This window comes from Streptomyces sp. NPDC091972, from assembly GCF_044756385.1.
In the GTDB taxonomy this organism is placed as follows: domain Bacteria; phylum Actinomycetota; class Actinomycetes; order Streptomycetales; family Streptomycetaceae; genus Streptomyces.
Genome location: NZ_JBIVSV010000007.1, coordinates 248140 through 267594, shown reverse-complemented (window position 1 = coordinate 267594; position 19455 = coordinate 248140). Strand labels below are relative to the sequence as shown.

19 protein-coding genes and 1 tRNA gene are annotated in these 19455 nt (G+C 71.4%); 15 read left to right on the top strand and 5 right to left on the bottom strand.

The window, feature by feature from the left end:
- Positions 1 to 47 precede the first annotated feature (47 nt).
- The 4 genes from ACIQJT_RS22740 to ACIQJT_RS22725 all read left to right on the top strand — a co-directional run bounded on the left by ACIQJT_RS22740 (position 48) and on the right by ACIQJT_RS22725 (position 1507).
- Positions 48 to 329 (top strand): hypothetical protein, encoded by a 282-nt coding sequence (locus tag ACIQJT_RS22740; RefSeq protein WP_373413216.1) that lies wholly within the window; start codon positions 48 to 50, stop codon positions 327 to 329.
- A 175-nt stretch (positions 330 to 504) separates the two neighbouring features.
- On the top strand, positions 505 to 873 hold the full coding sequence (locus ACIQJT_RS22735) for a WhiB family transcriptional regulator (RefSeq protein ID WP_020119791.1): 369 nt from the start codon (positions 505 to 507) through the stop codon (positions 871 to 873).
- Positions 870 to 1193: a hypothetical protein gene (locus ACIQJT_RS22730; protein WP_365462908.1), complete on the top strand. Its 324-nt coding sequence runs from the start codon at positions 870 to 872 to the stop codon at positions 1191 to 1193. The genes ACIQJT_RS22735 and ACIQJT_RS22730 overlap by 4 nt, the downstream gene beginning before the upstream one ends.
- Positions 1194 to 1309: 116 nt before the next feature.
- Positions 1310 to 1507 carry a hypothetical protein gene (locus ACIQJT_RS22725; RefSeq protein WP_365462911.1) on the top strand — a complete coding sequence of 66 codons (198 nt, stop codon included), beginning with the start codon at positions 1310 to 1312 and terminating at the stop codon, positions 1505 to 1507.
- Between the two features lie 11 nt (positions 1508 to 1518).
- Here the strand turns inward: ACIQJT_RS22725 and ACIQJT_RS22720 are convergent, their stop codons facing one another.
- Positions 1519 to 2889 carry an ABC1 kinase family protein gene (locus ACIQJT_RS22720; RefSeq protein ID WP_402646128.1) on the bottom strand — a complete coding sequence of 457 codons (1371 nt, stop codon included), beginning with the start codon at positions 2887 to 2889 and terminating at the stop codon, positions 1519 to 1521.
- Complete coding sequence (locus ACIQJT_RS22715) at positions 2882 to 4099, bottom strand: TOMM precursor leader peptide-binding protein (RefSeq protein WP_365463109.1); 1218 nt, start codon at positions 4097 to 4099, stop codon at positions 2882 to 2884. Before ACIQJT_RS22715 ends, ACIQJT_RS22720 begins: the two co-directional genes overlap by 8 nt.
- A 261-nt stretch (positions 4100 to 4360) precedes the next feature.
- Between ACIQJT_RS22715 and ACIQJT_RS22710 the strand changes: the two genes are divergently transcribed.
- From ACIQJT_RS22710 to ACIQJT_RS22695, 4 genes are all read left to right on the top strand, one after another.
- Positions 4361 to 4957 (top strand): M48 family metallopeptidase, encoded by a 597-nt coding sequence (locus ACIQJT_RS22710; protein WP_402646125.1) that lies wholly within the window; start codon positions 4361 to 4363, stop codon positions 4955 to 4957.
- Positions 4958 to 5072: 115 nt separating this feature from the next.
- On the top strand, positions 5073 to 6704 hold the full coding sequence (locus ACIQJT_RS22705) for a TerD family protein (RefSeq protein WP_402646122.1): 1632 nt from the start codon (positions 5073 to 5075) through the stop codon (positions 6702 to 6704).
- A 4-nt stretch (positions 6705 to 6708) separates the two neighbouring features.
- A complete protein-coding gene (locus ACIQJT_RS22700) occupies positions 6709 to 7386 on the top strand; it encodes an AIM24 family protein (protein ID WP_053847938.1) in 678 nt (225 codons plus the stop codon).
- Between the two features lie 17 nt (positions 7387 to 7403).
- On the top strand, positions 7404 to 8141 hold the full coding sequence (locus tag ACIQJT_RS22695; protein WP_053847937.1) for an AIM24 family protein: 738 nt from the start codon (positions 7404 to 7406) through the stop codon (positions 8139 to 8141).
- 130 nt (positions 8142 to 8271) lie between these two features.
- Here the strand turns inward: ACIQJT_RS22695 and ACIQJT_RS22690 are convergent, their stop codons facing one another.
- Entirely contained in the window at positions 8272 to 8793 is a 522-nt protein-coding gene (locus ACIQJT_RS22690) for an NUDIX hydrolase (RefSeq protein WP_365462926.1), read from the bottom strand.
- Positions 8790 to 10208 carry a zinc-dependent metalloprotease gene (locus ACIQJT_RS22685; protein WP_402646118.1) on the bottom strand — a complete coding sequence of 473 codons (1419 nt, stop codon included), beginning with the start codon at positions 10206 to 10208 and terminating at the stop codon, positions 8790 to 8792. The genes ACIQJT_RS22690 and ACIQJT_RS22685 overlap by 4 nt, the downstream gene beginning before the upstream one ends.
- A gap of 192 nt (positions 10209 to 10400) precedes the next feature.
- Between ACIQJT_RS22685 and ACIQJT_RS22680 the strand changes: the two genes are divergently transcribed.
- From ACIQJT_RS22680 to ACIQJT_RS22665, 4 genes are all read left to right on the top strand, one after another.
- The gene (locus ACIQJT_RS22680) at positions 10401 to 11516 is read left to right on the top strand and encodes an SDR family oxidoreductase (RefSeq protein ID WP_053847934.1); all 1116 of its coding nucleotides are present in this window, start codon (positions 10401 to 10403) and stop codon (positions 11514 to 11516) included.
- A 183-nt stretch (positions 11517 to 11699) separates the two neighbouring features.
- The gene (locus ACIQJT_RS22675) at positions 11700 to 12161 is read left to right on the top strand and encodes a molybdenum cofactor biosynthesis protein MoaE (RefSeq protein WP_365462933.1); all 462 of its coding nucleotides are present in this window, start codon (positions 11700 to 11702) and stop codon (positions 12159 to 12161) included.
- A 145-nt stretch (positions 12162 to 12306) separates the two neighbouring features.
- A complete protein-coding gene (locus ACIQJT_RS22670) occupies positions 12307 to 12471 on the top strand; it encodes a hypothetical protein (protein WP_356588915.1) in 165 nt (54 codons plus the stop codon).
- Between the two features lie 78 nt (positions 12472 to 12549).
- A complete protein-coding gene (locus ACIQJT_RS22665; RefSeq protein WP_402646113.1) occupies positions 12550 to 13644 on the top strand; it encodes a PDZ domain-containing protein in 1095 nt (364 codons plus the stop codon).
- Positions 13645 to 13653: 9 nt separating this feature from the next.
- On the opposite strand, the gene ACIQJT_RS22660 is transcribed toward ACIQJT_RS22665, so the two are convergent.
- Positions 13654 to 14196 (bottom strand): PPA1309 family protein, encoded by a 543-nt coding sequence (locus ACIQJT_RS22660; protein ID WP_365462939.1) that lies wholly within the window; start codon positions 14194 to 14196, stop codon positions 13654 to 13656.
- Positions 14197 to 14395: 199 nt separating this feature from the next.
- Between ACIQJT_RS22660 and ACIQJT_RS22655 the strand changes: the two genes are divergently transcribed.
- From ACIQJT_RS22655 to ACIQJT_RS22645, 3 genes are all read left to right on the top strand, one after another.
- Positions 14396 to 17305, top strand: coding sequence for a UPF0182 family protein (locus ACIQJT_RS22655; RefSeq protein WP_402646109.1), 2910 nt, complete (start codon positions 14396 to 14398; stop codon positions 17303 to 17305).
- Positions 17306 to 17358: 53 nt separating this feature from the next.
- Positions 17359 to 17432, top strand: a tRNA-Met gene (locus tag ACIQJT_RS22650).
- Between the two features lie 204 nt (positions 17433 to 17636).
- Positions 17637 to 19445, top strand: coding sequence for a tetratricopeptide repeat protein (locus ACIQJT_RS22645; RefSeq protein ID WP_365462945.1), 1809 nt, complete (start codon positions 17637 to 17639; stop codon positions 19443 to 19445).
- The last annotated feature ends 10 nt before the right edge of the window (positions 19446 to 19455 follow it).

The window sequence follows — 19455 nt, the reverse complement described above, 5'->3', positions numbered from 1 at the left end:
TTGAAGTGATCAGCATCATCAGCCGCAAGGCCATCAGCACCGCCAAAATGACCGATCCCTCGGTCGTCTCCGCGTGCATGCTCGGCGTTTCGAACCTGGGCACCGGTCTGTCCGGCATTCCTGCCGTCCGTCCGGCGTCCTCCGTGTCTCTCGCGGTCCTTCCCGTCCGTGAGCGCAATGAGCGACCGACGAAGGCACTGGAAGCAGTAGTGGCACAGGCGCACGCCTATGCCTTTGCGGCGGCCGGTGCCGGATTCCGGAAGCAGACGACGCAGCACCACCAGATGTGGGCCTTCCGTGGGCCAGAACCCTGGAGTGATCCAGCCTGATCGCCGATCAGGCCGGCGCCTTCAGGGCCGCGGAACCCCATCCGGGATCCGCGGCCCTTCTGTTTTCCCCGAACGGGGAGAGCGGAGCGAAGGGGCCTCGGGACAAGAAAAGAACCCGGTACCAAGCGACCACCGGTCCCACAGGGCCGGACCGAACAGACGAGGAAGACGAACCGTGCAACTCGAAGCGCACGCCCCGTCCGTACCGCCTTCCGAAACGATCCCCCCGCCCGGCCTCACGGAGGACTCCACCTTGATCCCGCTCACCGCGCTCACCGCGCTCGACGACGCCATCGAGAACCTCGGCGTACCCGTCCCCTGCCGTTCCTACGACCCGGAGGTCTTCTTCGCCGAGTCGCCGGCCGACGTCGAGTACGCCAAGTCCCTCTGCCGCACCTGCCCGCTGATGGAGGCCTGCCTCGCCGGCGCCAAGGAGCGGCGTGAGCCCTGGGGCGTCTGGGGTGGAGAGCTGTTCGTCCAGGGTGTCGTCGTCGCCCGGAAGCGGCCGCGTGGCCGCCCGCGCAAGAACCCGGTCACGGCATGAACACCGCAGGAACGATCGACCGCCCCCTCACGAACGACCCCACGAAGCAGGCCCCGATGAAGCCGTCCACCAGCGAGCCCGCCGGCTCCGCGATCCCAGACTTCACCACCACCGACGCGAGCGACTCGCGTCAGAACAGGACCCGAGAGATGCAACTCATCCCAGAAGCCCTGGCTCGCGCGCATATGCGCGACCGGCTGCACGAGGCCGAGCAGGAACGCCGGGCGCTCCGCCTGGCCACCGCTCGCCGGATGCAGCGCCGGGCCGAGCGCGCCTCCCTGCGTGCTCGCCGTGCGCTCGCCATGGCCGTCATGCAGTAACACGACCCGATAGCACGACCCGGTAGTGCCACGCGGGGGTCGGTCCGTCCGAACGGACCGGCCCCCGCGGTGCGTTTGTGCGCGCCGGACCCCGGACACGGCGTTATCGTCGGCGGGTGACGAGTCCTCCCGGAGACGACGGCGACGACGAGCCGGAGCCCCTCGTGTGCGCCCGCTGCGGCACCCGGGCCGAGGGCTCACAGCCCACCTGGACCTGCTCCGTGGAGAACGGCGTCCGCCAGTACTTCTGCGACACGTGCGCCCGGGAGAACCTCAGAGCCATCGAGGGGCGGCTCGACTCGGCCTGGTGGTAGACCGGTCCGGCTCACGCCTCCGCCGCCGCTTCCGGCTCGTCCCCTTCCCCCTCCGGCAGGAAGCCCGGCAGCCACTCCTCCAGTTCCTCGCGCAGCCGGACCGTCGCGCCCAGTTGGCACAGGACACCGATGGTGCTCAGGGTGACCCGGTGGATCAGCAGGTACGCCGGAGGCAGATTGAGCTGTTTGCCCAGTTGGTGGGCGGGGGAGCGGGGGTCGGCGATCCGGGCGGCCTGGCTGCGCATCCAGCCCCGGGTGAAGGTGAACTCCTCGACTTCGGCCGGTTCGATGATCGGCAGGAGGTAGTCGAGGACCGCGTCCGGGTCCAGCTCTATGGACTCCTTCACGAAGCCCTCCACGCAGAGCAGTTCGTAGACAGCCTCCGCCTCACCGTCCAGCGTCATGCGCAGGCAGGTGCCGATGGTCTCCGGCAGACCGCCCGCGAGCCGGTCGACCGTGCCGAAGTCCAGGACGCCCAGGCGCCAGTCGTCCTCGCCGTCGGGACCGCCCGGCAGGAGCCGGAAGTTGCCCGGGTGCGGGTCGGCGTGCAGCAGGCCGGTGCGGGCCGGGCCGGAGAAGAGGAACCGGGCCAGGAGTTGCCCGGCACGGTCGCGCTGCTCCTGAGTGCCGTCCGAGATCACCTCCGACAGGGGGACGCCCTCGATCCACTCCGTGATCAGGACCTGGTCGCTCTGGTGGACCACGGCCGGCACCACGACGTCCGGATCGTCCGCGAACTCCTCGGCATGGGCCTGCTGGGCCTGCGCCTCCAGGCCGTAGTCGAGCTCCTCCGAGACCCGGTCGCGCAGCTCGGCGATGAGGGGCTTGATGTCGATGCCGGGGACCAGCGGCCCCAACAGGCGCGCAAAGCGCCCCAGTTGGTTCAGGTCGGACAGCAGGGCCTCACCGGCCCCCGGGTACTGGACCTTGACCGCCACCTCGCGCCCGTCGTGCCAGACGGCCCGGTGCACCTGGCCGATCGACGCCGCCGCGGAGGGCTTGTCGTCGAACTCGGCGAACAGCTCCTGCCAGTCCTCGCCCAGCCGCTCCGCCAGCACCGCGTGCACCGTGCGGGTCGGCATCGGGGGCGCCGCCTCCTGGAGCTTGGTCAGGGCGGCGCGGTAGGGGCCCGCGACCTCCTCGGGGAGCGCCGACTCGAAGACGGACAGGGCCTGGCCGAACTTCATGGCCCCGCCCTTGAGCTCCCCGAGCACCTTGAACAACTGGTCCGCGGTGCGCTGTTGCAGCTCGCGGCCGACGATCTCCGCGGACTCGCCCACGATCCGCTTGCCGAGTCCCCAGGTGGCCCGCCCGGCGAAGCCGAGCGGGAGCGCGGCGAGCTTGGCGGTCCGGGTGACCGCCTTCCGGGGAAGATCAGACATGCGCCCTCCAGGTCACAGGCGGCCGTGGCGCGGTTGCCTTACGGCACCACTCCTCCGACGACCGTTGCTCCGCCATTGTCTCGTGCCGAGCCTCCTCCTTGGAGGTGTGTTCTCCCTTACCTTTCTCCGCAGCCCCGCACGCACAGGCGGGATGCGGCGGGACCGGCCGCGCGTGCCAGGTCAGACCGGGCAGCGAGACCTCCCAGCGGGCGCCCGCGCTCGACGGGACACGGCCGTCGAGGAAGGCGAGGGCGTGCGCGGCCGCGAGCCCGGCGACCGTCGTGGCCAGGGCCAGGTCACAGGGGCGGGCCGGAAGCCGGCGGCCGCCCGAACGCCACTGGGCCACCAGTCGGGGCCAGGCCGGGTCACGGTCGGTCCGTGCCTCGTGCAGGCACCCCGCGCAGCCCGTCTCGCCCGGCAGGACGAGCGGGCCGACCACTCCCGTCGCCTCGACCACACCGGCGTACAGATGAGGTGTCCCGGACCGGACGAGGGGCTCACCGGCGGCCGGGGCGGGCGCGTGGACGTCGACGTCGTCGCGCGGGGCGAGGACGACCAGGGAGAACCCGGGGGAGTCCGCCGCCGGCGCGGCCCGGGAACCGTGTCGCGGCGGGCGTCCCGGACTCGCCGCGGACACCGCCCGGCGTGCGGCGGTGTCCCTGCGGTCGCCGATGGAAGCGGCGGGGAGCCCGCCCGGGGCGACGTCCCCCGGTTCGACCCGGCCGCCGTCCCGCACGTCGACCTCCCCGACACCGGCGCCCGAGAGCAGCGCGGCCAGCGTCGTGCCCACCCGGCCGGCACCCCTGACCTGCACGCGCAGTGAGCGGCGGGCCGCCAGGAGCCTCATCGCGTCACCCGGCTCCGAGGTGGTCAGCGAGAGGGACGCCAGGTCGGGCGCCAGCCGGTCGAGGACGTCCTTCTTCTCCCGCAGCGCGTCCGCGGCCGGCCCCCCGCCCCGCGCGTCGTCGACGAGCCCGGCCCTCGCCAGCCGCCCCACCAGGGTGTCGACGTGGCCGTCGGGCAGATCCATCCGGCGTCCCTCCTCCCGCAGCAGCGGGAGACCGCGCGTGCCGTTGAGCAGGTCGAGGAAGCTGCCCGTCGCCGTGTCGACCGGACCCAGCGTCAGCGCGTGCGCCGGGGTCATCCCGAACTGCACGGTGTCGAGGTCGCGCCAGCCGCGCCGGAGCGCGGGCTTCATCCGCGGCACCATGGTGTGCTCGAGCGGAACCACTGCTTGCATGACAGGCCCCCGTAGCCCTCGTAGAACGTCCCCGTCCGCCGCGGTGGCCCGGGCGACGGTCGGTCGCGGCCGGGGCGGCGCTGCCAGCATGCCCGGACCCGGCGGACGAGTGCCGAAAGTTGTCCACAGGTGGGGACCATTCGTCGTACAAATCAGACGCATGGTGGGCGATCGAAACCGAACCGTCCCGGAGTCGGGACTTCCCCCGTGTGCAGCGGGTAACGTCGGGGCGTGCCCGCCGACCCACTGCACAGCGCCGGAACGCCACAGCGCAGCACGACGAGCCAGCCGCCGAGCGGCTCGGGGGCGAGCGCGATCGAGGTGCGCAGGAGCAGCCGTCGACGCCGGACGGTCTCCGCGTACCGCGAGGGCGATCGCACCGTCGTGCTCATCCCTGCCCGGATGTCCGAGGCGGAGGAGCAGCGCTGGGTGAACGTCATGCTCGCCAAGCTGGCCGCCCAGGAGAGCAAGCGGGTCCTCGGCGACACCGAGCTCGTCGAGCGCGCGCGGCGGCTGTCGGCCCAGTACTTCGACGGCCGGGCGCGGCCCGCCTCGGTCCGCTGGGTCACCAATCAGAACACCCGCTGGGGTTCGTGCACTCCGTCCGAGGGCAGCATTCGGCTCTCGCACCGGCTCCAGGGCATGCCGGAGTACGTCGTCGACTATGTCCTGCTCCATGAGCTCGCGCATCTGCTCGTGCCCGGACACGGTCCCCGTTTCTGGCGGTTGCTGGAGGCCTATCCGCGCACCGAGCGGGCCAAGGGCTATCTCGAAGGCGTGGTCGCCGCCGACCGGTTGCCGCACCTCCCGGGCGTCGGCGGAGAGTGACCGACGACCCGAACGTGTTTTTGTACCGGATCTGTACCGACCTCCGCCGGTGTCCGAGTTTGCCGTTAGCCTGTCGCGACGCACTCGCATTCGGGATGGGGGACGGTCGTTACGCATGGCCAGGGAATTCCAACGCGGCCACAAGGCCAAGATCAGTGACCTGACCGCGGGCACGGACCTGTACGTAGGCGTACAGATCTCGGGCCCCGGACTGACCTTCGACATCAGCTGCTTCGGCCTCGACGCCGACGAACGGCTCTCGGACGACCGGTACTTCATCTTCTTCAACCAGCCCAAGTCCCCCGAGGACTCCATCCAGCTCCTGGGCGCGCAGTCGGGCGACACGGAGTCGTTCCGGGTCACGCTCGACCGGATTCCGCCGCAGATCAAGAAGCTGTCGTTCACGGCGACGATCGACGGCGCCGGCCAGATGTCGCAGATCGCCCCCGGCTACCTCCGGATCGTCGCCGGTGGCGAGGAAGTGGCCCGGTACCCGTTCGACGGCAGCGAGTTTTCGACCGAGCGGGCCGTGATGGTGGGCGACCTCTACCTGAAGGACGTCTGGCGGTTCGCCGCGGTCGGCCAGGGCTTCGACGGCGGTCTGGAGGCGCTGCTGAAGAACTTCGGCGGCGAGGTCGCCGAGGAGGAGCCCGCGGCCGCGCCCCAGCAGCCCGCCGTACCGGCTCAGTCCCAGGCGCCGGCCTTCGCCCCGCCCGCGCAGACGAGTGCCCCGGCTCCTTCGTTCGGCGCGCCGCAGGCTCCCACGCCGGCCCCTTCGTTCGGCGCGCCGCAGGCTCCCGCGCCCGCCCCGTCCGTCCACCCCGCTCCGACGCCCGCGCCCGCCGCGCCCGCCCCGCCCGCGCCCGCCGCGCCGACGAGCCCGCAGATGTTCACTCCTCCGGGGCAGACCCCGACACCGCCCGGAGCCCCTCCGGGGGGTCAGTACGCGCCTCCCGGGGCACCCGCGGGTCAGTTCACGCCGCCGGGCGCCGTCCCCGGCCAGTTCGCGCCCCCCGGCGCGCCGGGAGCCTTCCCGGGCCAGGCGCAGCCCTTCGGCGGCGGCACCCAGCTCGCCCCCGTGCCGCCCGAGGCCAACGTCCGGGTCGTCCTGACGAAGTACGCGGAAGCGCCCGTCGGCGACCGCTGGACGGAGCAGAACGCCAACCTGGTCCGGGCCACCCTCACCAAGGACGCGCCCATCCTCGCCAAGCAGGGCAGCATGGTCGCCTACCAGGGCGACATCGACTTCGCCCACAAGGGTTCCGGCCTGCTCGGCAAGCTCACCGGCGCGCTCACCGGACAGGGCATGTCCCTGATGCGCTGCACCGGCAACGGCGAGGTGTTCCTCGCCGACGAGGCCAGCAGGGTCTTCGTGATCCGCCTCCAGGGCGAGCAGCTCTACACCAGCGCCCAGGGCGTGCTGGCCTTCGACGAGACCCTGGAGACCGAGGTCCGCCGCATCGAGGGCGCGGGACTGCCCGGCGGAGGCTTCTTCAGCATGCTCTTCTCCGGCACAGGCGCGGTCGTCGTCAAGACCCGCGGCGTGCCCGTCGTCCTGCCCGTCGGCGCGGCCACCTATGTCGACGGCAACGCCGTCATCGCCTGGTCCGCCGGTGCCCAGGCGGTCACCACGACCTCGCTCAGGCTGCGCCGCTCCGGGTACGCCCGGCAGACCACCGAGGCCGTGAACCTCCAGTTCCGCGGCGCCCCCGGCAACTTCGTCGTCGTACAGCCCTTCGAGGTGTGAGGCCATGGACTCCCAGACTCTGAGTGCGCACCGCGCCGCCGCGACCGGCGTCCGCATGAGTGTGCACAGCTCCAAGACGCTCAAGGTCACCATGGTCACCGGACAGGACCTGATCGCGAAGGCCGGCTCGATGATCGCCTACGACGGCTATGTGCAGTTCGACGGGGCGCCCGCGAGCCTGCGCCGCTCGGCGGAGGAGATGGTCACCGGCGAAGGCGGCCGGCTGATGCTGGCCCGCGGCGACGGCGACCTGTACCTCGCCGACTACGGCGGCGACATCCTCGTCCTGCACCTGAACGGCGAGGCCCTTTCGGTCAACGGCGCCACCCTGCTGGCCTGCGACGCCTCGCTGGAACTGGCCATCGAGCCGGTCAAGGGGCTCGCGAAGCTCTCCGGCTCCGGCCTGACCAACCTCGTCATCAAGGGCACCGGCTGGGTCGCCCTGGTCAGCCGGGGCATCCCGATGGCCCTGGACTGCGCCGAACGCGAGACGTACGTCGACCCGGACGCGCTCGTCGCCTGGACGACCGGCCTGGAGATGAAGGCCCGCCGCACCATCAAGGCGAGCGCCCTGATCGGACGCGGCAGCGGCGAGGCCTTCCAGATCGGCTTCAAGGGGCAGGGCTTCGTGGTCGTCCAGCCGAGCGAGGACACCGGCGACCGATTCAAGATCCGGGGCTGAGGGGAGCACCTAGCACCATGCACAGCACACTCTTCGCACACGTCCCGGTCGAGTCGACCGGGCGCTACACCCTCCAGAACCCGCAGCTCCTGAAGACCGACGTCACCCAGGGCAGCAGCCCCGTCCTCGCCCGGCAGGGCGCCATGGTGGCCTTCGAGGGGCAGGTCGAGTTCGACAGCCAGTACCGCAACCGCAGCTGGCGCAACGTCGAGCGGATGACCGGCGAGGGCCTGGACCTCATGCGCTGCAAGGGCAACGGCATCGTCTACCTGGCGAACCTCGCCCAGCACCTGCACATCATGGAGGTCGGCCGCGGCATCACCGTCGACAGCTCCTACGTCCTCGCCTTCGACGGCTCCCTCGGCGTCGGCATCGTCGCCGTGGACAGCGCCGTCGAGGTGGCCGCCGCGGGTGCCTACAACCTGGAGCTGTCCGGCTCCGGTCAGGTCGTGCTGATGACCTCGGGCGAACCGCTGGTCCTCGAGGTGGGACCGGACAAGAACGTCTGCGTCGACTCCGACGCCGTCATCGCCTGGTCCACGTCCCTGCGCACCCAGCTCCAGGCGCCCACCTCCACCTCGGGCGTGTGGCGCCGCAGGGGCACCACCGGCGAGGGCTGGGAGATGCACTTCGGCGGCACCGGCCACGTCCTGGTCCAGCCCAGCGAGCTGCTGCCGCCGCAGGGCATGCGCAACGGCGGGGTGCTCGGCCAGTTCGGCATGCGCGGCAACTCCCTCGGGGGCAGCAACAGCTAGGCATGCGTAAGGGGCGCCCGCCATTGCCGGGCGCCCCTTACCCATGCGCCCCGCCGTGGCAGGGCGCCCCTTGAACACGCCCCCGCACCAGCGGGCGCCCCTGCCCGTGCGCCATGCGCCGAGAGGGCGCTCAGAGCCTCGCGCGCGTCGCTTCCAGCAGGCGTACGACGGACTCGTCCGCCACGCCCGCGACCTCGTCGTAGGCGAACCAGCGCACGTCGAGGGACTCCTCGCTGATCGCCTCCACGGCGCCCGCCGGGGCGAGGGCGGCGTACTGGACGTCGAAGTGCCGGTGACAGGGCGCCGGGATGGGGTGCCGGTCCAGGCGGACCGGGCCGCCGGGCAGCAGGGCCAGTCCCGCGACGCCCGACTCCTCCGTCGCCTCGCGCAGGGCGGCCGCCTCCAGGGACGGGTCGGCCGGCTCGCAGTGACCGCCCATCTGGAGCCACATCCGCAACTTCTTGTGGAGGGTGAGCAGGACCTGTCCCCGTGACGGGTCGATCACCAGGGCGCTCGCCGTGATGTGCCCCGCCTCGCAGGACTTCCACACGCCGTCCGGGTGGGCCGCGAGATGGTCCAGGTAGGCCTGGCGCAGCTCCTCCTGGTCCTCGTACCCCTTGAGCACGAGGACCGCTTCGTCGTGCAGGCTCACTCGGTGTCGTCGTCCTTCTTCTTCAGGTCGGGCTTGCCGTCCGCCGCCTCGCCGAGCATCTTGTCCAGCTCGGAGAAGTCGAGCTGCTCGCGGTGCACGAAGCCGTCCGGGTCGTCCAGGTCGGACGCGGTCGGCAGCATGTCCGGGTGGGCCCACAGACCGTCACGGCCGTCGACACCGCGCGCGTCCGTGAGCGAGGCCCACAGCCGGGAGGCGTCCCGCAGCCGGCGCGGGCGCAGCTCAAGGCCGATCAGCGTGGCGAAGGTCTGCTCGGCGGGGCCGCCCGAGGCACGCCGGCGGCGCAGCGTCTCGCGCAGCGCGTCCGCGGACGACAGACGGGGCTTGGCGGCCGCGTGGACCACCGCGTCCACCCAGCCCTCCACGAGCGCCAGAGCCGTCTCCAGACGGGCCAGGGCCGCCTTCTGCTCCGGGGTGTCCTCCGGCTGGAACATGCCCTGCTGGAGCGCGTCCTGGAGCTGCTCGGGGTTCTGCGGGTCGAACTGGCCGACCACGTCCTCCAGCTTGGCGGTGTCGACCTTGATCCCGCGCGCGTAGCCGTCGACCGCGCCGTACAGGTGCGAGCGCAGCCACGGCACATGTGCGAAGAGGCGCTGGTGGGCGGCCTCGCGCAGGGCGAGATACAGCCGCACCTCGTCCTTGGGCACCCCCAGGTCCTTGCCGAAGGCCTCGATGTTCACCGGCAGCAGCGCGGCCTTGCCGGCCGGGCCCAGCGGCAGGCCGATGTCGGTGGAGCCGACGACCTCGCCCGCGAGCACGCCGACGGCCTGCCCGATCTGGGTGCCGAACATGGCACCGCCCATCGAGCGCATCATGCCGATCAGCGGGCCCGCCATGGCCTGCATCTCCTCGGGCAGGACGTCGCCCATGGCGGTGCCGACCCGCTCGGCGACCGGGTCGACGAGCTCCTTCCACGCGGGCAGGGTCGCCTCGACCCACTCCGCGCGGGACCACGCCACCGCGGAGCCCGCGCCCGACGGCAGCGACGTCGCGTCGTCGAGCCACAGGTCCGCCAGGCGCACGGCCTCCTCGACCGCGGTGCGCTCGGCGGGGCCGATGCTCGCGTCCTTGGTGCCGTCCGAGGTCCCCTGGGAGACCGTCTGCCGGGCGATCTGCTTGGCCATGTCCCAGTTCACCGGGCCGCCCTCGTACGAGAGCATCTGGCCGAGCTGCTGGAAGGCGGCGCCCAGGTCGGTGGGGTTCAGGGAACCGAACATGGCTGCGAGCGGATTGTCCGCACCGGGGCCGCCAAAGCCTCCGGCTCCGGGCAGAGCGCCGAAACCGAACGGGTTGGCCGGTCCCTGACCACCACCGCTCTGCTGGTCCTTCTTCTTGCCCTCGTCGCCGTCGTCCGGCTCCTCCGGCGGAAGGCCGAATCCGAATGGGGTGTCACTCACGGGATTCCTCGGCTGGTAAGGCCACCGGTTGCCTCCGGCGGCGCGGCTGCCCGATAACACCCCCCAGCGTAGACACCGACGGCCGTCGGGGCCTCGGTGCTCCGCCGACTCTCCGCCTGCGGCAGGATGGATGCCACCTGGTACGTACGCGTCACTCGCGTTCCTACTGAAGACAACCGCTGGAGACGCCCGGTGAGTTCCCCTGATCCGCAGGTTCGCGCAGCGCGAAACCAGTCAACCAATCCCGCCACGCGCGGGCCAGTCGTCGCGGTCACCGGTGCCGCGTCCGGCGTCGGAGCGCTGCTCACCGAGCGGCTCGCCGCCTCGGAGGAGATCAAGCAGGTCATCGCGCTGGACGAGCGGCGCGGTGAGTGCGCCGCGGCGCAGTGGCACATCCTGGACGTACGGGATCCCGCCATCGCGGAGAAGCTGCGCGGGGCCGACGTCGTGGTGCATCTGGCGCTCGACCTCGACCTGGAGACCGACCCCGCGGCGCGTACGGCCTACAACGTGCGCGGGACGCAGACCGTGCTGACCGCCGCCGCGGCCGCGGGCGTCCACCGGGTCGTGCTGTGCACGTCCGCGATGGTCTACGGGGCGCTGCCGGACAACGAGCTGCCCCTGTCGGAGGACGCCGAGCTGCGGGCCACCGCGGAGGCGACCGGAGTCGGGGACCTGCTGGAGATCGAGCGGCTCGCACGGCGGGCGCCCCGCGCGCACCCCGGTCTCAACGTCACCGTCGTACGCCCTGCCGTGCTGGTCGGCGGCGGTACCGACACCGCTCTGACCCGGTACTTCGAGTCGCCGCGGCTGCTGGTCGTGGCCGGGTCCCGGCCCGCCTGGCAGTTCTGCCACGTCGAGGACCTGTGCAGCGCCCTGGAGCACGCCGTCCTGGAGAAGGTCGACGGGGAGCTCGCCGTCGGGTGCGACGGGTGGCTGGAGCAGGAGGAGATCGAGGAGCTCAGCGGGATCCGCCGGATGGAGCTGCCGTCGGCGGTCGCACTGGGGGCCGCGGCACGGCTGCACCGGATCGGGCTGACGCCGTCTCCCGCGGGGGACCTGGCGTACACGATGTACCCCTGGGTGGTGAGCGGGAGCCGGCTGCACGACGCCGGATGGCGGCCGCGGTGGACCAACGAGGAGGTCCTCGCGGAGCTGCTGGAGGAGGTCGCCGGACGGCACACGGTCGCCGGGCGGCGGCTGGGACGCAAGGACGCGACGGCGGCGGGCGCGGCGGGTGCGACGGTCGCGCTGCTGGGTGCGGCTGCCGTTGTACGGCGGGCCAGGAAGGCGCGGCGGAGGATCTGAGGGTGCGCATCTAGGGGTGCCGCGTCAGGTCGGCGGGCGGGTGCGGGCCCGCTGTGGCTGTTCGCGCAGTTCCCCGCGCCCCTTTGAGGCGCGTACACCTGTACGAGCCTCCGAACGCGCACACGCGTGTGCCGGGCGATCACGCTATTCCCCCTCGTCTCCGGCGTGCGGCACGATGGGCGTATGGCACCCATCAACGACCACCCCGGCGAGCAGGCCGCCGACGAGCCCATCAAGCTGCTCGGCATCCGTGACACCCCCCTCTCCCTCGACGAGGTCTTCCGCGCCGTCGGGGACGACGCCGCCGGGGGGACCGCCCTGTTCGTCGGGACCGTCAGGAACCACGACGGGGGCGCCGACGTCGACCGGCTCGGGTACTCGTGCCACCCCAGTGCCGAGGCCGAGCTGCGCAGGGTCGCCGAGAAGGTCGTCGCCGAGTTCCCGGTGCGGGCCCTCGCCGCCGTGCACCGCGTGGGGGACCTCGGGGTCGGGGACCTCGCCGTCGTCGTCGCCGTCTCCTGCCCGCACCGGGGCGAGGCCTTCGACGCCTGCCGGAAACTGATCGACGATCTCAAGCACGAGGTGCCGATCTGGAAGCACCAGACGTTTTCTGACGGTACGGAGGAATGGGTCGGCGCCTGCTGAGCCCGCCGACGGCGCCTGCTGAACCCTTCCTTCACCCCTCCGGTTGCGTAACCGCACCCCTGGCGTGAGCGTTGTCAGTGCGGATGGTTAATCTGCTGATCAGTCAGTTCGCTGCGGTGGTTCGGTGTGGGGTCGGGAGGTCGGCATGGGGGCGCTCGTCTGGTTGTTGATTCCGTTGTTGGCCGCTGTCGTCGGGGGGTTGTGGGGCAGTTGGGCCAACCGGACCCGGAAGGCGCGCAGCGACGGCCCCGAGCTCGACGGCTACGCCCGGTTCCGTGCCGCGATGGAGAAGTCGCACTCCGGCACCTGACCGCACCCGGCACCCGACGTCCACGGGACGGCGGCGCCCTGACGAAGCTCCGACAGGTGCGTCCCGTACTGTCGTGCCATGCCACGCCGCACCGCGACGATGCTCGCCTCCACCCTGATGCTGATCGCGCTCCTCTGCGCGGGAGTCTTCATCAACGTGCCCTACGCCGAGATGTCACCGGGCCCCACGGTGAACACCCTCGGGGACCACGGCGGCGAGCCGGTGCTTCAGATCTCCGGCCGCAAGACGTATCCGACGAGCGGTCACCTCAACATGACCACCGTCCGGGTCACCAGCGCCGACTACAAGATGAACCTCGTCGAGGCCGTGTACGGCTGGCTCGCGCACGACAACAAGGTCGTGCCGCACGACACCCTCTACCCGGACGGCAAGACCGAGGAGCAGTCGACCCAGGAGAACGCCGAGGAGTTCAGCCAGTCCCAGGAGAGCGCCAAGGTCGCCGCGCTGAAGGAACTGGACGTCCCGGTGCAGTCCTGGGTGATCGTCTCGACCGTCGTCAAGGACTCCCCGTCCGAGGGCCGGCTCCACGCCGGTGACGTGATCAAGGCCGTCGACGGCACGGCGGTGAAGGCGCCCGGCGACGTCGCCAAGCTGGTGACCAAGCACAAGCCCGGCGAGGACGTCGTGTTCACGATCGTGCCCGCGAAGGAGCAGGCCGCCGCCGAGAAGGCGCACCGGACGGCCACGAAGACCGAGAAGGTCACGATCACCACCAGGGCGTCCGACGACGAGGGCGAGAAGCGCGCCGTCGTCGGGATCGCGGCCGGGACCGACCACACCTTCCCGTTCACCATCGACATCAAGCTCGCCGACGTCGGCGGCCCGAGCGCCGGCCTCATGTTCGCGCTCGGCATCTACGACAAGCTCACCCCGGGCAGCCTGACCGGCGGCAAGTTCGTCGCCGGCACCGGGACGATCGACGACGACGGCAAGGTCGGCCCGATCGGCGGCATCGAGATGAAGACGGTCGGCGCCCGCGACAAGGGCGCCCAGTACTTCCTGACGCCCGCCGACAACTGCGCGGCCGCCGCCAAGGACACCCCGGGCGGGCTCACCCTGGTCAAGGTGAACACCATCGGGGACGCCCTCGGCGCGCTCAAGGACATCCGCGAGGGCAGGACGTCCGACCTGCCGAGGTGCACCGAGGGATAGCCGCGGCGGCTACTCCGCGAACGTCGCCGACAGTGCCTCCGCCAGGCCCGGCACCAGGTCACCGCCCGTGAGGACCTCGGTGGGGGAGTCCTTCTCGCGCAGCCGCAGGGCCGAGTCGCGCCTGCCGTCGCGCAGGACCGCGACCGTCATCCGGACCTCCTGGCGGTCCGGGTGCCCGGCGACCCACTTCGCCAGCTTGGCCTCGGTCAGCCCCTGCGGGACGGACGCCTCGGCGGACGGCGGCAGCATCAGGCGCTCCACGGTGAGCGCGCAGCCGACGACCGCGTCGGGCCAGGCGATGGTGCCGAGGAACTCGTCGAGCGGCTTGCCCGCGGGAATCTCCTCCTGCTCGATGGGGGTGAAGCCCGAGGACTCCTGCCCCTCCTGCAGACCGAGCTGGCTCGCGAGAGCGGGTTCCTGGGCGCGCAGCCGGGCGGTGTCGACGAGGGCGAAGAGACGGGCGGGCTGGTCCCAGCCGAGGCCGGAGGCGTACTCGTCGATCTCGAGAACGGCCCGGGTGAGCGGGTTCGCCGCCATGGGGGTGTTGGACATGGTCACAATCCTGCCTCGTTCGTGACCGGAATCGGGAACCGAGTAAACGGTGAGTAAGTTGCATAGGTGTGGGCCCGCGATCACGGGGGGCCACCCAGGGCCCGCGAACACGAGGGCCTGACGGATCGACAGCGACTTCGAGGTGCGCACCTTGGCTTTCCAGATGCCGGACCGCGGCGGAGGCCCGACGGGGCCGCGGATGAGAGTGGGCCGCCCGTCCAGGCGCGCCCGGACCCTGCTCATGACGCTGGGCGTCCTTGCCGTCCTCGGCATGGCGTTCACCATGTTCGCGGGCTTCTGGACGGACTGGCTCTGGTACCGCTCGGTGAACTACTCGTCCGTGTTCACCACCACCCTGTGGACCAAGATCGGACTGTTCTTCGTCTTCGGTCTGCTGATGGCCCTCGCGGTCGGCTTCAACATCTGGCTGGCCCACCGGCTGCGCCCGCCGCTGAGCGCCATGTCGATGGAGCAGCAGAACCTCGACCGCTACCGCATGGGCATCGCGCCGTACAAGAAGTGGCTGCTGCTCGGGATCGTCTCCCTGGTGGGCCTGATCGCCGGCGCCTCCGCCTCCAGCCAGTGGCGGACCTGGCTGATGTGGGTCAACGGCGTCTCCTTCGGCGAGAAGGACCCGCAGTTCCACCTCGACATCTCCTTCTACACCTTCGACCTGCCCTGGTACCGGTTCCTGCTCGGCTTCGGCTTCGCCGCCGCGATCCTCTCGGTGATCGCCGCCGCGCTCACCCACTACCTGTACGGCGGTCTGCGGATCACCTCCCCGGGCGCGCGGGCCACGGCCGCCGCGACCGGCCACCTGTCGGTGCTGCTCGGCGTCTTCGTCGCCCTGAAGGCCGTCGCGTACTGGCTCGACCGGTACGGCCTGGCGGTCAAGTCCAGCGACTTCAAGGCGACCGACAGCTGGACCGGTCTCAGGTACGTCGACGCGAACGCCTATCTGCCCGCCAAGACGATCCTGTTCTGCATCGCCGTCATCTGCGCGCTGCTGTTCTTCGCCACTCTGTGGCGGCGCACCTGGCAGCTCCCGGTGATCGGCTTCGGCCTGATGGTGCTCTCGGCGATCCTCATCGGCGGGCTGTACCCCGCGATCGTCCAGAAGTTCCAGGTCCAGCCGAACGAGCAGGCCAAGGAAGCGCCGTACGTCGAGAAGAACCTCAAGGCGACGCGCGAGGCCTACGGCATCGACGACGCCTCGGTCACCGAGTACGACGGCAAACCCACCACCACGGACAAGACCAAGCTGCGCGACGACGTCGACGCCACGGCCAGCATCCGGGTCGTGGACCCCAACGTGGTCTCTCCGACGTTCCAGCAGCTCCAGCAGATGCGTAACTACTACGCGTTCCCGACCAACCTGGACGTCGACCGGTACAGCAAGGACGGCAAGGACCAGGACACGGTCATCGGGCTGCGCGAGCTGAACCTCGCCGGCATCCCGAAGAACAACTGGATCAACGACCACTTCCGCTACACCCACGGCTACGGCGTGGTCGCCGCCAAGGGCACCGAGGCCGACGACGAGGGCCGCCCGGTCTTCACCGAGTCCAACCTGCCCTCCCAGGGCGACCTCGGGACGTACCAGCAGCGCGTCTACTACGGCGAGAAGACCACCACCTACTCGATCGTCGGCGGTCCCCAGAAGGAGATCGACTACTCCGACGACTCCGGAGAGAAGACCTACAGCTACAAGGCCAAGAGCGGGGTCAACCTCTCCAACCCGGTCAACCGGGCCGCGTACGCGGTGGCGTTCAGCGAGCCGCAGATCCTGTACTCCGGAGCGATCGGCGAGGGCTCGCGGATCCTGTACAACCGCACGCCCAAGCAGCGCGTCGAGGCGGTCGCCCCCTGGCTGACCATCGACGGCGACGCCTATCCGGCGGTGGTGGGCGGCAAGATCCAGTGGATCGTCGACGCCTACACGACGACCAACGGCTACCCGTACTCCTCGCGCACGACCCTCGGTGACACCACGGCCGACTCGCTGACCGCGACGAACAACCAGCGGGCGGTGGTGGCCCAGCAGAACCAGGTCAACTACATCCGCAACTCGGTGAAGGCGACCGTCGACGCGTACACCGGCGAGGTCAAGCTCTACCAGTGGGACACCAAGGACCCGGTCCTCAAGACCTGGATGAAGGCGTTCCCGGGCACGGTGGAGCCGAAGAAGGACATCTCCACCGACCTGATGGCCCATCTGCGGTACCCGCAGGACCTGTTCAAGGTCCAGCGCGAACTGCTGGCGCGCTACCACGTCGAGGACGCGGACACCTTCCTCAGCGGCAGCGAGGTGTGGCAGGTGCCGGACGACCCGACCAACAAGTCGGGCGACGCGGTGCCGCCGTACTACCTGAGCATGAAGATGCCCGACCAGAAGGCACAGGCGTTCTCGCTCACGACGACGTTCACGCCCAACGGCCGGGACAACCTCAGTGCGTTCATGTCGGTCGACGCCGAGGCGGGCACCGGCGACTACGGCAAGATCAGAATCCTGAAACTGCCGACCAACACCACGGTCAACGGGCCCAAACAGGTGCAGAGCCAGTTCAACTCCGAACAGGACATCGCCGAGACCATCAGCCTCCTCAACCGAGGCGACTCCAATGTGGAGTACGGCAATCTCCTGACGGTGCCGCTCGACGGAGGACTGCTCTACGTGGAGCCGGTCTACGTACGCGGTGGTGGACTCAAGTACCCGCTGCTGCGGAAGGTGTTGGTGACCTACGGAGGCAACACCGCCTTCGAGGACACCCTCGACGAGGCCCTGAACAAGGTGTTCGGAGCCAGCGGTTCGACCACCGAGCCACCGGACGACGACGGCGGGACGACCACCAAGCCGCCGCCGGCCGCCAGCGACCCGACGGTCCAACAGGCGCTGGACGACGCCCAGAAGGCGTTCGAGGCCGGCCAGGAAGCCCTGAAGAAGGGCGACTGGGAGGCGTACGGCAGGGCCCAGGCGGATCTGGAGGCCGCACTCAAGCGGGCGGAGGACGCGCAGGCCGCGGCGAGCAAGAGCGGCAGCAGTCCCAAACCCAGTGGCAGTCCGAAACCCAGTGGCAGTCCGAAACCCAGTGGCAGCCCCGGCGGCTGATCAACCGCCGGCGAACGCCCTCCCCGCGCCGTGATACGGTTGCAACACAACGGCGCGGGGTGGAGCAGCTCGGTAGCTCGCTGGGCTCATAACCCAGAGGTCGCAGGTTCAAATCCTGTCCCCGCTACTGGAATCGAAGGCCCGGATCCTTTTGGATCCGGGCCTTCGTGATGTGCGAACGCATGTGCCGAGGTCCTGACGGCCGTGCCGCCGAGGGCAGTTGGGGGCGACTGTGTTTCACTTGTCGTTCTGTGGGCATGTCGACAAAACGCTGAAGTGACCTCACTGGCTGCGGTATACCAGGTGTACCCAGGTTGCAGGTGGTGCGACGATGGACGTTATGGGGGACAAGGCAACTCTGTTCGAGACAGGGCGTTTTGTGCAACCTTCCGGGCGGGACGGGGCCGGGGAGGCGACCGACGACGCCGCCGAGGAGGTCCGGCAGCGCCTGGCCGCCGAAGCCGGTGACGTCGAGGCGATGAGCGTCCTCGGCGCCCTCCTGCTGCGCCGCGGCGATCTCGACGGAGCCGAGCCCCATCTGCGTGCCGCCACCGCCGCCGGCGACCGGGCCGCCGCCAACAACCTGGGCGTCCTGCTGCACCAGCGCGGATACGCCGACGACGCCGCCGGCTGGTGGCGGATCGCCGCCGTCGCCGGTTCCGCCGCGGCCGCGCACGCGCTGGGCCGCCACCACCGCGAGCGCGGCGACGAGCCCGCCGCCGAGTACTGGCTGCGCCAGTCCGCCGAGCAGGGGCACGCGCTGGGCGCCTACGCGCTCGCCGACCTGCTGGAGCACCGCGGGGACGCGGGCGCCGAGCAGTGGATGCGGATCGCCGCCGAGCGGGGCCACCGGGAGGCGGCCTACCGGCTGGCCCGCACGCTCGACCGCCGGCTGGGTCCCGAGGGCGACGTGGGCGACGACCACGGCGCCGGGGCCGAGGCCGAGCTGTGGTACCGGCAGGCCGCCGCGCGCGGTCACCGCCGGGCAGCGCTGCATCTCGGGGCGATCCTGGAGCGGCGCGGTGCCCTCAAGGAGGCCGGGCGCTGGTACCTGACGTCCGCGAAGGACGGTGAGGCGCGGGCCGCCTGCGCGCTCGGGTTCCTGCTGCGGGACGCCGGTGACACCGAGAGCGCCGCCGTGTGGTGGCTGCGCGCCGCTCAGGACGGCGACGGCAACGCGGCCAACGCCCTGGGCGCCCTGCACGCCGAGCGCGGCGAGCCGCAGACCGCCGAGCGGTGGTACCGGGCGGCGATGGACGCCGGTGACGACAACGGCGCGTACAACCTCGGGCTGCTCTGCGCCGAGCAGGGGCGGACCGCGCAGGCCGAGCAGTGGTACCGGCGGGCCGCGTACGCGGGGCACCGGGAGGCTGCCAACGCGCTCGCCATCCTGCTGCTCCAGGGCGGGGACACGGCCGGGGCCGAGCCCTGGTTCTCCAAGGCCGCGGAGGCCGGCAGCGTGGACGCCGCCTTCAACCTCGGCATCCTGTTCGCCGGGCGGGGCGAGGACGCCGTGGCGCTGAGCTGGTACGAGCGGGCCGCCGCCGCCGGGCACACCGAGGCCGCGCTCCAGGTGGGCATCGCCCGGCTGCGCGAGGGCGACGAGGCCGGCGCCGAGCGGCACCTGCGCTGTGCGGCGGGCGGCGGCAGCGCGGAGGCCGCGTACCGGCTGGCGACCGTGCTGGACGCCCGGCGGCCGCCGGTGCCCGCGCACTCCCTCGGGGAGCCGGTGCACGAGGAGAAGAGCGAGTGCGAGGAGTGGTACGAGCGGGCGGCCACGCAGGGGCACCGCCGGGCCCAGGTGCGGGTGGGCATGCTGGCGGCCGCGCGGGGCGACGTCGTCGAGGCGGCTCGCTGGTACCGGGAGGCCGCGGAGGCGGGGTCCCGCAACGGCGCGTTCAACCTGGGGCTGCTGCTCGCCCGGGAGGGCAGCGAGCCCGAGGCCGCCGTGTGGTGGGCCCGGGCCGCCGACGCCGGGCACGGACGGGCGGCGTTGCGGCTGGCCCTGGTCTACGCGCGTCGGGGAGAGCTGGCCGAGGGGCAGCGGTGGGCCGACCGCGCGGTGGCGCTGGGGCCCGAGGAGGTCTCGGAGCGGGCGGCTCGGCTGCGGGACGCGCTGCGGGAGGAACTGTCGGCGTGACGGTGTGTGA

Coding starts and splice junctions, on each gene's coding strand:
- ACIQJT_RS22720 (WP_402646128.1), bottom strand. CDS start 2,889: ATGTCTGATCTTCCCCGGAAGGCGGTCACCCGGACCGCCAAGCTCGCC.
- ACIQJT_RS22670 (WP_356588915.1), top strand. CDS start 12,307: ATGGGGGCGCTCGTCTGGTTGTTGATTCCGTTGTTGGCCGCTGTCGTC.
- ACIQJT_RS22695 (WP_053847937.1), top strand. CDS start 7,404: ATGCACAGCACACTCTTCGCACACGTCCCGGTCGAGTCGACCGGGCGC.
- ACIQJT_RS22740 (WP_373413216.1), top strand. CDS start 48: ATGACCGATCCCTCGGTCGTCTCCGCGTGCATGCTCGGCGTTTCGAAC.
- ACIQJT_RS22665 (WP_402646113.1), top strand. CDS start 12,550: ATGCCACGCCGCACCGCGACGATGCTCGCCTCCACCCTGATGCTGATC.
- ACIQJT_RS22715 (WP_365463109.1), bottom strand. CDS start 4,099: ATGGTGCCGCGGATGAAGCCCGCGCTCCGGCGCGGCTGGCGCGACCTC.
- ACIQJT_RS22655 (WP_402646109.1), top strand. CDS start 14,396: ATGAGAGTGGGCCGCCCGTCCAGGCGCGCCCGGACCCTGCTCATGACG.
- ACIQJT_RS22700 (WP_053847938.1), top strand. CDS start 6,709: ATGGACTCCCAGACTCTGAGTGCGCACCGCGCCGCCGCGACCGGCGTC.
- ACIQJT_RS22730 (WP_365462908.1), top strand. CDS start 870: ATGAACACCGCAGGAACGATCGACCGCCCCCTCACGAACGACCCCACG.
- ACIQJT_RS22705 (WP_402646122.1), top strand. CDS start 5,073: ATGGCCAGGGAATTCCAACGCGGCCACAAGGCCAAGATCAGTGACCTG.
- ACIQJT_RS22645 (WP_365462945.1), top strand. CDS start 17,637: ATGGACGTTATGGGGGACAAGGCAACTCTGTTCGAGACAGGGCGTTTT.
- ACIQJT_RS22675 (WP_365462933.1), top strand. CDS start 11,700: ATGGCACCCATCAACGACCACCCCGGCGAGCAGGCCGCCGACGAGCCC.
- ACIQJT_RS22660 (WP_365462939.1), bottom strand. CDS start 14,196: ATGTCCAACACCCCCATGGCGGCGAACCCGCTCACCCGGGCCGTTCTC.